5 protein-coding genes, 1 tRNA gene and 2 rRNA genes are annotated in these 14,259 nt (G+C 47.3%); 7 read left to right on the forward strand and 1 reads right to left on the reverse strand.

Annotation, left to right across the window (positions count from 1 at the left end):
* Positions 1 to 142 precede the first annotated feature (142 nt).
* The 3 genes from ACSSS3_RS15010 (at position 143) to rrf (ending at position 3,594) form a co-directional block, all read left to right on the forward strand.
* Positions 143 to 216: transfer RNA gene (locus ACSSS3_RS15010), tRNA-Ala, on the forward strand.
* Positions 217 to 443: 227 nt separating this feature from the next.
* Positions 444 to 3,262, forward strand: a 23S ribosomal RNA gene (locus ACSSS3_RS15015).
* Positions 3,263 to 3,485: 223 nt separating this feature from the next.
* Positions 3,486 to 3,594, forward strand: a 5S ribosomal RNA gene (gene rrf, locus ACSSS3_RS15020).
* A gap of 486 nt (positions 3,595 to 4,080) precedes the next feature.
* Here the strand turns inward: rrf and ACSSS3_RS15025 are convergent.
* Positions 4,081 to 5,985: a metallophosphoesterase family protein gene (locus ACSSS3_RS15025; protein WP_442845315.1), complete on the reverse strand. Its 1,905-nt coding sequence runs from the start codon at positions 5,983 to 5,985 to the stop codon at positions 4,081 to 4,083.
* A 261-nt stretch (positions 5,986 to 6,246) separates the two neighbouring features.
* Between ACSSS3_RS15025 and ACSSS3_RS15030 the strand changes: the two genes are divergently transcribed.
* The 4 genes from ACSSS3_RS15030 to ACSSS3_RS15045 are packed head-to-tail and all read left to right on the forward strand — an operon-like array spanning position 6,247 to position 14,259.
* Positions 6,247 to 7,161, forward strand: a complete 915-nt coding sequence (locus ACSSS3_RS15030) for a hypothetical protein (protein ID WP_228231737.1) — start codon at positions 6,247 to 6,249, stop codon at positions 7,159 to 7,161.
* A gap of 1 nt (position 7,162) precedes the next feature.
* On the forward strand, positions 7,163 to 8,338 hold the full coding sequence (locus tag ACSSS3_RS15035) for a CHASE2 domain-containing protein (protein ID WP_442845316.1): 1,176 nt from the start codon (positions 7,163 to 7,165) through the stop codon (positions 8,336 to 8,338).
* Positions 8,314 to 9,084, forward strand: a complete 771-nt coding sequence (locus ACSSS3_RS15040) for a hypothetical protein (protein WP_442845317.1) — start codon at positions 8,314 to 8,316, stop codon at positions 9,082 to 9,084. The genes ACSSS3_RS15035 and ACSSS3_RS15040 overlap by 25 nt, the downstream gene beginning before the upstream one ends.
* A gap of 24 nt (positions 9,085 to 9,108) precedes the next feature.
* Positions 9,109 to 14,259, forward strand: coding sequence for a caspase family protein (locus ACSSS3_RS15045; protein ID WP_442845318.1), 5,151 nt, complete (start codon positions 9,109 to 9,111; stop codon positions 14,257 to 14,259).

Genomic DNA, 14,259 nt, shown 5'->3' on the forward strand with positions numbered 1-14,259 from the left:
AGACTTTGGTTTTAGAGGAAGTTCATACACACAGATTGAAGGAAATTTTAGAAGTTGGGTAACCCAGTTTGCAGTAAGCAGCAACAGTTAGCAGTAATCATAGACTGTGTACTGAATACTGAAACTGCCGGCTATAAGAAATGGGGGATTAGCTCAGCTGGCTAGAGCGCCTGCCTTGCACGCAGGAGGTCATCGGTTCGACTCCGATATTCTCCACAAAAGCCCCCCGACCCCCGAAGGGGGAGGGTTTAAAGCTTAGTTCCCCCTTTGGGGGCTAGGGGGCAGAACGTTCATTGACATATTGGGAAATAATAAGAATACGAGAGAAACAAATTTTTAGTTAGCTAGCGATAGTTAATTATATATTATAGATAGAACTCATTAGAATACAATAATAAAAGGCTTAGTAGCAATACTATAGTCCTTATAAGAGCAAGAAGTACAATAAGCTAAATAAGGGCGTATGGGGAATGCCTAGGCTCTCAGAGGCGAAGAAGGACGTGATAAGCTGCGAAAAGCTGCGGGGATTGGCACATACAAATTGATCCGCAGATATCCGAATGGGGCAACCCACTATACTGAAGGTATAGTATCCGCAAGGAGGCAAACCCGGGGAACTGAAACATCTAAGTACCCGGAGGAAGAGAAAACAAAAGTGATTCCGATAGTAGCGGCGAGCGAACTCGGATTAGCCCAAACCGGTTCTGTTACGGCAGGACCGGGGTTGTAGGACCACAACATTTTATGCGCGATGAATTAGAACACGTTGGAAAGCGTGGCCATAGACGGTGATAGCCCGGTATAGGTAAAGAGCGTAATAGATAGTGGTATCCTGAGTAGTGCGGGGCACGTGAAACCCTGTATGAATCTGGCGGGACCATCCGCTAAGGCTAAATACTCCTGAGAGACCGATAGTGAACCAGTACCGTGAGGGAAAGGTGAAAAGAACCCTGAACAAGGGAGTGAAATAGACCCTGAAACCATACGCTTACAAGCGGTCGGAGCCCCATTGGGGTGACGGCGTGCCTTTTGCATAATGAGCCTACGAGTTACTTTATCTAGCAAGGTTAAGATGTTCAGCATCGGATCCGTAGCGAAAGCGAGTCTGAATAGGGCGTTTAGTTAGGTTGAGTAGACGCGAAACCGTGTGATCTACCCTTGGGCAGGTTGAAGCTGTGGTAACACATAGTGGAGGACCGAACCCGTTGACGTTGAAAAGTCTTGGGATGACCTGAGGGTAGGGGTGAAAGGCCAATCAAACTCGGAAATAGCTCGTACTCCCCGAAATGCATTTAGGTGCAGCGTTGATTTATAGTTTTATAGAGGTAGAGCTACTGATTGGATGCGGGGGCTTCACCGCCTACCAATTCCTGACAAACTCCGAATGCTATAAAATGTTGATCAGCAGTGAGGGCATGGGTGCTAAGGTCCATGTCCGAGAGGGAAAGAACCCAGACCATCAGCTAAGGTCCCCAAATGTATGTTAAGTTGAAAAAACGCGGTTGGACTGCCCAGACAGCTAGGATGTTGGCTTGGAAGCAGCCATTCATTTAAAGAGTGCGTAACAGCTCACTAGTCGAGCGGTCCGGCATGGATAATAATCGGGCATAAACATACTACCGAAGCTATGGCATCTTTAAGATGGGTAGGGGAGCATTGTAACAAAGTTGAAGATGTACTGTGAGGTATGTTGGATTGGTTACAAAAGAAAATGTAGGCATAAGTAACGATAATGCGGGCGAGAAACCCGCACACCGAAAGACCAAGGTTTCCCCGGCCATGCTAATCAGCCGGGGGTCAGTCGGGACCTAACGCGAACCCGAAAGGGGTAGTGGATGGACAACAGATTAATATTTCTGTACCTGCTCACGTTAAAAGTGACGGAGGATTAAGTTTGGTGCGTGCTGACGGAATAGCACGTTGAAGCAACTGTTAAGGTTGTGATAGTACACTACGGCTACGGCCACGGTGATAATCCAGAGGAGATCCTTCCAAGAAAAGCGAGTGAAGCAGCCCGTACCGTAAACCGACACAGGTGGTTGGGATGAGGATTCTAAGGTGCTCGAGAGATTCATGGCTAAGGAACTAGGCAAAATCGACCCGTAACTTCGGGAGAAGGGTCGCCCCACTTCGGTGGGGCCGCAGTGAAGAGGTCCAGGCGACTGTTTATCAAAAACACAGGGCTCTGCGAAATCGAAAGATGAAGTATAGGGCCTGACACCTGCCCGGTGCCGGAAGGTTAAGAGGAGATGTTAGCTTTTAGCGAAGCATTGAATTGAAGCCCCGGTAAACGGCGGCCGTAACTATAACGGTCCTAAGGTAGCGAAATTCCTTGTCGGGTAAGTTCCGACCTGCACGAATGGTGCAACGATCTGGACACTGTCTCGGCCATGAGCTCGGTGAAATTGTAGTATCGGTGAAGATGCCGATTACCCGCTATGGGACGAAAAGACCCCGTGCACCTTTACTATAGCTTAGTATTGACTTTGGACAAGTGATGTGTAGGATAGGTGGGAGACTTTGAAGCTGCGTCGCCAGGCGTGGTGGAGTCATTGTTGAAATACCACCCTTTACTTGTTTGAAGCCTAACCCAGCGATGGGGACAGTGCTTGGTGGGTAGTTTGACTGGGGTGGTCGCCTCCAAAAGAGTAACGGAGGCTTCTAAAGGTTCCCTCAACACGGTTGGCAATCGTGTGTAGCGTGCAATGGCATAAGGGAGCTTGACTGAGAGACATACAGGTCGATCAGGTACGAAAGTAGAGCATAGTGATCCGGTGGTTCCGCATGGAAGGGCCATCGCTCAAAGGATAAAAGGTACGCCGGGGATAACAGGCTGATCTCCCCCAAGAGCTCATATCGACGGGGGGGTTTGGCACCTCGATGTCGGCTCGTCACATCCTGGGGCTGGAGAAGGTCCCAAGGGTTGGGCTGTTCGCCCATTAAAGTGGCACGCGAGCTGGGTTCAGAACGTCGTGAGACAGTTCGGTCTCTATCTATAGTGGGCGCTAGAAATTTGAGTGGATCTGACCCTAGTACGAGAGGACCGGGTTGGACCGACCGCTGGTGCACCAGTTGTCCCGCCAGGGGCACTGCTGGGTAGCTATGTCGGGAAGGGATAAGCGCTGAAAGCATATAAGCGCGAAACCCACCACAAGATGAGATTTCTTTAAAGGGCCGTGGGAGACTACCACGTTGATAGGCCATAGGTGTAAAGGCAGTAATGTCATAGCCGAGTGGTACTAATAACCCGTAAGCTTATGTACAGCCCTCCCCCAACCCCTCCCATAAGGAGGGGAGCAACTCTAAGTTGCGGGGGAGTGTGCAACTCTTATAGAGTATGTATGGTTCTGTTTGTTCTTCTATTATTTTTATAATTTACCAATATGTCAACAATATTATAGCCCCCTCCGTCTCCCCCTTTAGGGGAGAGAAATAAATCGGAGGAGAAGCTAGTTCCCCCTTTGGGGGCTAGGGGGCTAAAGATTTAAGGTGGTTATAGCGACGGGGCTCACCTCTTACCATTCCGAACAGAGTAGTTAAGCCCGTTAGCGCCGATGGTACTGCATCTCGTGGGAGAGTAGGTCGCCGCCTTGTTTTAAAGTCCGCATCAGTTTATGATGCGGACTTTTTTTTTTGCACTAAACTCAGATCTGAAATATGAGATTTAAGACCAGACCTTGAATTTTAAACCTTCAACTTTGAATCAAATCCGCGTTAGGGATTGTAGTTGAAATCCTTTTAAACACAACAGGTGTTTAAAAGATTGAAACGAAAAGCCTGCCCGAAGGGAACGCCCTGAAAAAATAAATACGAAATTAGAAATACAAGATCAGTAAGCAGTCGCAGTAGGCAGTTGGCAGGGTGTAGAATGAGGAGTGATGAGTTTTGATTTAGAACAAAGAACAAAGAACAAAGAATAAAGAATAAAGAATGAGGAATATACGTGTAAAGTATTTATAAATAAGCGATTACACAGTTCAACGATTAAACATTTTTACAGCTTAAGAAAACCGAAAACCGAAAACCGAAAACCGAAAACCGAAAACCGAAAACCGAAAACGGAAAACGGAAAATTCCTTCTTATAACCGTTCCAGCTTCCCCGTTTCCCAATCTATTTTAAAATGATCTGAAGGCTGCCCGTTGTGAAAACGGTGAAGGATGTGCATCAGGAGTTGAAGCTGTTGGCCGAGTTCAGAATTTGGATACTTATCGCGGTTTTCGCTAAAGCTTTTATACAGGTGTTCGTACAACGCCAACTGGTTTGCCGTGATGTACGGTTTGGCCAGGTCGTCACCACCTCGCAGACGGTAAAAATCGTAGATAAGGTCTGCGCCGCTAAGCTTCTTTAAGATGCTTCGCTTCAGTGGAGTGTTGCGTTGGGGTTGGAGGCGTTTCCATTCTTTTTTGGCAAAGCCGGGCTGGTTTTGCAAGCGTTTGAGATAAGTTTCGGGCTCCTCCTGAGTCTGGTATGCGAGCAGGAGCAGATGCTCTAAGCTCATTTCGGGCAGGAAATTGCGCAGGGTTTGGGGAAAGTCCCCGGGCAGAAAGCGCAGGCGAATGAGTTCGCGTAAATGCCAGGCCGTGTATGCGTTATAATCGGATACCTCTAAAATGGCGGGATTCCACACTTCGGAATTCCGGATTTGTTTAAGATGCCGGTATTCGGTTTTATAGAGCGGAAAGAGGGTTTTAAAACCGGTAACCTTATTCAGCTTTACAGTTTCCACTTCAACGCCTGTTTCGCCAATATGCAAAATTTTGTAAGCGGGAAAATAAGCCGCAGGAGAAGGAGTCTGAATGTTGATCAGTGTGTTTCCGGCTGGGGTGGTTCGTCTTCCGGTATCGTTGATATGCATATGTCCCCCAACGTGTATTTTTAGTCCGGCATCGGCAAAGGCTTCGGCTACTGCCTCATCGGGTACCCGGTACAACTGAAACTTATTTGCTCCCATCAGGGCTTCGATTTGGCCTGAAGCATCATCGTTAAAATCAATCATTGGGAAATGACTGAACGCGATGAGTTTTTTACCCAGCGCATCGGCCTGTTTACTGAGTTTTTCAACCCAGGCAATCAGGTGCTTTTTATGACTCAAAACCCGGTTGTAGCCGGTTCCTGCGCCTTCAAAACCTCCTTTTCCGTCAGGTACAAACACATCGCCGTCCAGAGCCAACAACCAGATGTCTTTGTTCAGTTCAACCACATAACTCAGATCGGGCAGGAGGGTGTCTGGAGTTACGGGGTATTGACGCTCTTTGAGGTTTGCAGCCTGTAAAGCTTTAGTGTAGGTGTATTCCATTGGTGTATATGTGCTAAAAGGGGTAGCCCAGTAGGCATATTCCGGTCGCGGCATAAAGCCAAAACTTCCCAGTGCATCAAGAACACCCGAATAGCCCATTTTGGCTATATCGGGGCTCACGATCACCGGATGCTCATCTGCTTTGGGTGTGTACATGCCTTCCTCACTGAAAACAGGTTGAGGCTTGCCGTTTTCACCCAGAAAATCGGTTTTACCCGCAGGGGTCGCAAAAGGAACAGCGGGATCGTGGTTTCCCGTGGTGATAAAAAACCGCAGGTCGTATTGGGTTTCAAACGTTCGGAGCAGGCGGTATAAGCCTTTAAGATTTAACGGCTGCCCATCGTCTGTATAATCACCCGGAAGCGCCACCCAATGTATACCGCGTGCGGCAAGGTCTTCAAGGGCGGCGGTAAAGGCAAAGTAATTTTCGTTAAACAGGCGTGTAGAGTGCAATTGCGCTTCCATAGTACGCATCAGGAAGTGATCTGTCGTACCCGGTAAAAGCGGTCCCTGAAAATCGGTTTCTGAAAGTTTACCAAACACATCCTGCAGGTGTACATCGGCCAGAAACGCAATGCTCGTGGTTTCTTCCTGCGCCTGAAGCGGCTTTATACACCAAAAGGCCAGAAGCAGCAGAAAGACCGATTTACGAAGTTTTGAAAACAGATTGTGCATATAATTTTTCATTTGTCCGGTTACAAACAGCGGGCTGTACGATTTTGTGAAATTATACATTCTCAAACGTAAAACGCAGCAGTAGGATATCTAAACTTGTAAATACAGACCGGGTTTGACGGCTGTTACACGCGTTTTAATCTCAGAAGCGCTTGTTTGCAAGGGTCTAAGGCATACAAAAAGCCTGTTTTGAGGAAATTAGATTGCGGTTAGGGATTCGGTATTTGGCCAAAATCATGTATTTTAACATTTTGATAACGTATATAAATCCCTATGGCAAAAACTACCCTACTGATTGTTCTTTTGGTCTTACTAAATTCCTGCGGCGTTCATAAACGCGCTGCTATAAAAGGGCAGGAAGAATTTGTTGTTGAACTGCGTAAACCCACAAGCCGCGGTGGACTGGTGGAAGTCGCCCTGCAAGGCCTGTTTTTTGGAGCCGATTATCTGGCCGAAAAGACGGCGAAATCCCTTACCAGCAGTTACTCGCAATCCCTGTCTGTCAACGACTATTACAATACCGATCTGGGAGCGGTAGAGAAAACCTATTCGGAGATCCGTATCAAAAAATACGCGGCTCCGGAGACCAAAGCAGATGAGCAACGGCTTAAAGGTTATATAGAAACCGATCTGCAGACGATGCCCAAATCACGGGGTGCTGCGGGAGCAATGACGATGAATGATGTCATCAGGGTGCAGGACAGTAAAGAAGATCTGCTCAATTTTGAAGCCGTTATCGCTATTGAGAGCGACCCGGAAAACCCGGGCGTTTCCCGGCTGAGTTTTAACGAACTGCGCATTTTGTTTTCTCGTACCAAGATCTACGAAGATGAAAATCTGAACGCACGGCTTTCGGTTTCTATAACCGGACAGTGGCGCAGTACCGATAACACCCCGATGGAAGCTGTATTGATTGAGCAGGAATACGATTTAAGAAACCTGAAGTATGGCACCGAAAATCAAATTGAAACACCCATTCTGTCACCCTGGTATTACGACATCCCGTATCTGGCTGAAGATGCCGATTTTGGCAAATACGGGGTAGTGCAGGTCAATGTGCAGCTTCAGGAGTATGAAGGCGGTAAAAGCAAATACATCAATCAATTGCCCAGTATTCTTTCAGACAATAAAAATGCCATTATTAAAAACGGCTCAAGCACCATTCAAAAAATCTTAGGTAAGGATTAAAGTGAAAAAAACATTCCCCAAGGTTCTGGTTATCGACGCGTTGCTGTGTACCCTGTTTACCTGCATCGTTAGCGGGTTGCTGTATGTTTTGGTCCTGAATATTTCGATACTCGATCCCTTTTCAAGAGCTTTTGAGGATTTTGAGTTTACCGATCTGTATTTTTCTAAAAATTTCTACAGCAAGCAGGCAGATCCTGAAATCATCGTGGTCAATGTGGGGCAGGCCGATCGCTTTGCCATCGCGCAGGCGCTTCAAAAAATCAATCCATTTAAACCCAAAGCGATAGGTGTAGATCTCATTTTTAAAGAGCGCAAGGCCGATTTTCCCGATGAACAGTTGCGATTGGCTCTGGCAGAGACCCAAAATCTGGTACATGCCGTGTATCTGGAGGATGGTAGTTTGAAGGAGTCTCATCCTTTTTTTGAACTCGACAGCGAGCAAGGCGGTTTTATCAATTTCAATCTCGACGGAAAATCGCGAGTCGTACGCGAGTTTAGCGGAGTTTTAAAAGAGGCTTCGGTCACCCGGCCCTCTTTTGCCGGGAAGCTGGCTGTTGAAGCGGGATACCTGAATGAATCTGCATTAAAGCAACATTACGATACCGAAATCCCCATCCGGTATTCGGGAGGTTCGGCTTCTTTTTTAACCCTGACTATCGAAGAGGTAATCGCGCGTGAAGACCTTCAGGTTTTAACTGACGCGGTGGTTTTGCTGGGCTATGCCGGGACCCCTACCGGAAATCCCTACGATATTGAAGACCGGCATTTTACCCCGCTCAATCCTAATTTCACCGGCCGAAGCGTCCCCGATACCTTCGGTGTTTACATTCACGCCACGATTTTGCAGAACCTTAAAACAGGTAAAGGATTTTATAAAGCACCAAAGGCACTGTCGCTGGGTATCGCAGTTTTGTTTTGTTTTCTGGCCATTTTGGCGGGAATGCGCATCCATAAAAAAAGCGATGTGGTATTTGACCTGAGCATTAAAATCCTGCAACTGCTGATTCCCGTACTCTTGCTCTATCTGGCTCTGATCCTGATGGACCGGGGCATTTATATCGCGGTTTTGCCTGCGGTGGTTTTGGTTATTCTAGGTTTAGAATGCATTGATTTTTACGCTTATTTACAAGGATATATTTGGAAAAAATACAGATGGAAAAGCTATTTATTGGACTGATTTGCCTGTTGGCTTCCTATGCACATGCGCAGGACAGTTTGTACGTGTATCAGACGGAAGGGATCGTACTGCAGGGAAAACCCAATGCCAAAACCCGGGTGCAAAAGGGCAGCCTGCTTACCTCCCGGGTAAAGGTAGAATTACAACCTCAGGCCAGTCTTACCGCAATCAGCAAAGAGGGCTTGCTGTATACCACGGCCGATCCCGGTTTGTACACCCATGCCATGCTGCTGAAGCGCAGGACGCAGCGGTATCCCAAAAATCTGTCGGCTAATTATTTTAAATACATCTGGTCTGAATTGCTGGGAAACAGCAGTAAAGCCACCCAAATAGGCGGTGTTTTTAGGGGCGAAAGCCTGATGTTGTTTCCGGCAGACCGTTCACATATTGCCGGTACGCGTCTGGAATTCCGATGGTTGCAGGATGCTCCGGAAGCTTCAGGCTATTTATTTATTCGCGAAGCGGAAGGTGAGGCCGTCTTAAAACTGGAAAGCAACGGCAGCAGTCTGGCGTTTTACGAGCATCCCTTTTTTGAGGAAGGAAAAACCTACGAATGGGCGGTTACTACTGAAGCTTTTCCCAATTTGAACAACCTGCGTTTTTTCAGCTTTAAACACATTACTAAAGCGGAATACGCCGTCCTGCGTGAAGCGCAGGTATCTCAATTAAACAAGACTCTGCTGGCCGGGCTTTCCAAACAAGAGCTCGAAACCCTGCTGTGTGAAGAATACGGGCTTTGCAAATAGCCCGATAACTCTAAAACAGGTTCTATGCGATGTATCAAAATAATAAGTTGTTGGTGCCTTTTTTTACTGGCCACTACAGGTGTTTTTAGTCAAAAACAGGACATTGCCTACACACCTGCGGGTATCGAAAGGCTTAGCGCTTTTGCCGTCAATGCAAAATCGGGTATGGTTGCAATGGCGGTATATCCCCATACAAACGTGTTGGTTTACGACCTGTTTTCGGCAGCGGTTATTTTTCAAATAAGCGGAAACAGCTATACCGCAACGGCACTGGTATTTGACGAAAACGGCGAACAACTTCTCATTCATTATCCCGATAAAACCGAGGTTTGGGATTTAATCCGCTTCGAGAAGAGCGTTTCCTATAGCACAGACCTGTATGCCGCGCGGGCATTTTCCTTTAAAAACCAAAGTTTTGTAAGCTATGAAAATCAAAACCTGATTTTTAAGGATATCAATCGGGCTGTAACGCGACAAACCGCTTTAGACGCGCCTGTAAACCGTTTAGAATTCACGCCCGACGGAAAACTGCTTTTCGCACGGGGAAGCAGATTTTTAAAGGCTTTTAGCCTGGCCGATCCCAATGCCGAAATCGATTATAAATTACCTGATGTCAACAATTTTGCACTGGGTGACGGCCGGTTTGCCGTACAGCAAACGGCCCCGGCAGCTGCAAACGGGTCTGATGTGCGGCTGAGTTTCTACAATTATCAGGGCCAAAAAACCAGTGAAACCATTCAGCCTGAAAAGGCCTTTCAAACCTTCAATGCCGGGATGCAGATGCTTACCGATCAGATGGTATGGTATGAGTCTTTTAATAAAATCTGCCTCCTTAACGATACGGGCGGGGAGGATACCTTTGAATTTGAGTCCAATCTGGCCGGTTTTCAATTTGAACGGGGGTTGGGTTTTGCGCTCAATTTCAAGAAGCATTTGGAGCTTCGGGATTTGGAAGGCAATCTGATCAACAGGTTTTATGCTAAAGACTTCCTGTCAAAAGGCAGTTTTATCAATCCGGATACGGGTAAGGTCGCCGTGGTGATAGACAGTTTACTCTTTATGGGTGACGGAGGGGCAGGTGCTCCCACGCAAAAAAGTTTAGAGGCCGGGCTGGTCAATGGCATTGCCGGCGACCGGGATCTTGTTGCTTTTGGTACTTTTGACGGCTTTTTACGACTCTGGAATTTAGACAGTCAGAAGGAACGTCGTGCGTTCGCCCACCATCAAAAAACCGCGCCGCAATTCATCAGCTTAAATGCGGAGGCAGGGGTTGTTCTTGCAGCATTTCCGCGAACTAACAGGCTTATTGCCTATGATGCCAAAACCGGAAAGGAACAGGCGGTTCTCGACATTCCCGGCGATCAGCAGCTGAGCTCCCTTGATTTTGACGGAAAGCAGCTTCTTCTGGGAACCCGGTCGGGAAATTTTGCTGTATATGAGTTGCAAGGGGATGCGTTTAGGCTGAAACGGGATTATACTCCGGCACTTTCTAATGCAATTACGGGAATCAGCATAGCCGGAAGCAAAGCGGCACTGAGCAGCCTGGGGCGCATCGTAAAAGTAGCTTTGGACCAACGCGATCCCATCGAAAACAAGGATGTGATTGTAGGGCATTCGGGCTTTATTCACGGGTTGGATTATGATCAAACAGGCACTTATCTGGCAAGCGCCGATGTAGGCGGAGACCTGCATTTTTGGGAAGCCGAAAAGGGGCGTCTGGTACACCGTATACATCTGGATTCGGCCTGGGTCAAAAACCTGAAGCTGCACGATAGTCTGTATGTAACCGCATCGGGTCCCGGGGTGCTTACCGCCAACTTTTACAATCCTGTGGTTTATAAGAAAATCACTGATCCCAGACCCAGACTGCTGGTGCAGAGCGCCAATACCAGTGCCATTAGGCAGGTGGTTTTTAGCCGGGACGGTAAACTGCTCGCCAGCGACGACGGCTCGGTTATTAAAGTTCGGGAGGTGCAAACCGGTTTTTTAATCAGTGAATTCGCCACCCGGAATAACACGATTAACGATCTTGACTTTTTACCGGATAGTGGGACTCTCGTGGTCGCCTCGGGCGATGCGGTTGAATTTTTTGATGCCTATACCGGGGAGTCCAAAAAATATCTGGATTTCAATACCCGCAACCGCAGCATTCATCAGGTTAAGGCCTTTCCCAATTTAAACACAGTGGTAGGGCTTAATGTTCACGGCTGGCATTATCCGCTTATGATTCACAGCAATTCGGGTATTGTGGTAGCCACACTTGACGTGAATCCCGGTGTGGAAAAAGACCGGCAAATCATCAACCTGATCCTATCGCGCGACGGGAAGCGTATCGCGACTTACGGCAACAGCTATATCAAGGTTTTTTCGATAGATGAGCAATTGAAGCTTCAGCAACTCGTCGCGTATCCGCGTAGTGCTCCAGATAAAAGCAATACCTACTGGAACGATCTGATGAGTTTTAACGAACAGGGCAGTAGTTTGGCTTTCGTAGAAATGGACAGTCCCAACAAGCTGAAGATTTTGGATGTTGCTACGGGCAGCATTGCTTACGAAACACGCGGCAAACTTGCGGTGTACGGGTTAAACAACGAGCTGGTAGGTATGGTGCCCGGCGATGTGAGCCTGTCCTATCTGGCATCCGGATCTGACTCGTGGAAATTTATGCTTGCCGAGCAGGAACATCTAAACCTGATTTCCAGTCTGGATTACGATCCCGTAAATAAACTCTATGCCAGTGCCGATATCTGGGGAAATCTCTTCACCTGGGATGCAGAGGCCAAAACGCCCTTGTGGCAAATAGATCGTTTTGAAAATGACATTTACCATGTGGAGCTCAATACCAGCGGCGATCAGATGGCTTTTAATACCAAAAGCGGCCTGTTTTTATTTGACTTCAGGCAGTTTAATATGCGCAAGCTCAAAGGGAATAACTATCCGTATTTCGGTAAATTTTCTAAAGACGGCAATCTGTTCTACTATCGGGATGGTAAGGACTACCGGGTGTTCCGGGCCGAAAATGAAGCAGATGCCTTGCTGTTTAGCACGCCGGTAGCAGCAACAGATGCCGGTGGCAGTCTGCTTTCTGAGGATGGAGGTGTGCTGAGTTTTAAAAACACGGCTACCGATGCTTTGCACGCCTATGATTTAAAGACCAAAGCTGCCCTTACTGTTATTGATTTAAAAGCAGTGCCGGGCTACTTTTCCCTGACGCCGAAGTCTGCCCTGCGCGATGCCTCCGGAAGCTTTCAGGTAACCGGAACGGGCATCAAACGCACAGCAGATTCACTCCTGGTTTTTAACAAAATCACGTACACGCCCGAAACCCGGAAACTTTCGGTACAATCTGGCGATCACAGCATAGACCTCAAGGAAGATAAGGGCTTTCTGGAGTACCGTATTCGGTATCATGGGGCATTAGACGCGTATGCCGCAGACGGTCGCTATTATGCGTATCTGGAAGATTTTCATTTAAAGATTGAAGATCTGATTGCCGGTAAGGTGGTGTACGACCGCTATGTTAAGGATATGAATATCGTAAAAGGCCTGTTTACCGAAGACAGTAAAAACCTGATTTTAGGCTACGAAAACGGCGCTGTCGAAATCCTTAGCCTACCGGGGATGAAGACGGTTTATTCCTTTGCAGGCAGTGCCTCGCAGATATCCAATATGGAATTTACCAATCGTTTTCTGGTGGTTCTGGGGGGTGATAATCTTATCAATGTGTTTGACAGTAAAGCCGATTACAGCTTGTTGTATTCTGCTACGTTTTTAAAAGACGGGGAGTTTATACTTTCTGATCAAAACGGATTTTACTATGCTTCTAAAGATGCGCGGGAGGCCGTGGCCTTTAAAAAGGGTGACGCGGTGTACCCCTTTGAGCAGTTTGACCTGTTTTATAACCGTCCCGATAAGGCGATTGAAAATCTGGTGAATCTGGGAATTACCGATTCGCTTTTACAGCAGGGCTATGAGATGGCTTATGAAAAGCGCCTGTCTAAAATGGGCTTTATGGAGGAGCGGCTCTCCGGTGACTTTGAGCTTCCGGTTTTGGAACTGCTCACCAAAGATATACCGGCCACCACAACTACCAATAATCTGAGTTTTGATATCCGCGCAACCGATAAAAACCACAATCTGGATCGTATTCTGGTCTGGATTAATGATGTGCCCGTCTATGGCTCAAAGGGCCGAAGCGTTCGTGCCCAAAATACGCGAAGTCTTTCAGAAAACATCAGTCTAAATCTGGTCGGCGGAAGCAATAAGGTACAGTTGGCAGTGGTGAATACTTCGGGGGTTGAAAGTTTAAAGAAAACCTTTGTGATCAATTCTACAGCTCCTGCACCACAGCCTGATTTGTATGTGGTGAGCATAGGCGTTTCTACCTATCAGGACTCGGGTTACAGCCTGAAGTATGCTGCGAAAGATTCGCGGGATTTGATTGCCTATGCCCTTGAAAATACTGGCGGTTACGGAAAAACTCATCAGTATAACCTTACGGATGAGCAGGTGACCAAAGCCGGTATAGCCCAACTCAAAGACAGCCTGAGTCAATCGCGCATCAACGATGTGGTGATCGTGTTTTTTGCGGGACATGGGGTGCTTGACGCAGAAATGAATTATTATCTGGGCACCTACGATATGGATTTTGAAAATCCCCAGCAAAAGGGTCTTGCCTACGACGGACTCGAGAACCTGCTGGATGGTATTCCGGCACTCAACAAACTGCTCATCATTGATGCCTGTCATAGTGGGGAAGTAGATCAGGAAGATACTGCCCTGGCGGAGCAGGAACTAAGCAACTCAAAAGGTATAACCGGAAAACGGGGCTCTATTGTGGTCAAATCAAAAAGCAAGCAACTGGGACTTAAAAATTCGTTTGAACTCATGCAGCTGCTGTTTTCCGATTTAAGAAGGGGTACAGGTGCCACGGTGATCAGTTCGGCAAGTGGTCTGGAATATGCTTACGAAGGAGAAGCCTGGCAGAACGGTGTGTTTACCTATGCCATGCTTGAGGGACTTAAATCGGGCAATTGTGATCTCAATAAAGACGGTGACGTTCAGGTTTCAGAACTGAAGAGCTATGTGTTTGACCGGGTTTCTGAACTCACAAACGGCAAGCAGAATCCTACCTCCCGGAAAGAAAATCTGGAGTACGATTTTAAAGTCTGGTAG

This window comes from Leeuwenhoekiella sp. H156 (genome assembly GCF_052218455.1).
Lineage (GTDB): Bacteria > Bacteroidota > Bacteroidia > Flavobacteriales > Flavobacteriaceae > Leeuwenhoekiella > Leeuwenhoekiella parthenopeia.

Bases quoted from the DNA above. Each gene is read 5' to 3' on its own strand.
- ACSSS3_RS15040 (WP_442845317.1), top strand. From the start codon at position 8,314: ATGGAAAAGCTATTTATTGGACTGATTTGCCTGTTGGCTTCCTATGCA.
- ACSSS3_RS15030 (WP_228231737.1), top strand. From the start codon at position 6,247: ATGGCAAAAACTACCCTACTGATTGTTCTTTTGGTCTTACTAAATTCC.
- ACSSS3_RS15025 (WP_442845315.1), bottom strand. From the start codon at position 5,985: ATGAAAAATTATATGCACAATCTGTTTTCAAAACTTCGTAAATCGGTC.
- ACSSS3_RS15045 (WP_442845318.1), top strand. From the start codon at position 9,109: ATGCGATGTATCAAAATAATAAGTTGTTGGTGCCTTTTTTTACTGGCC.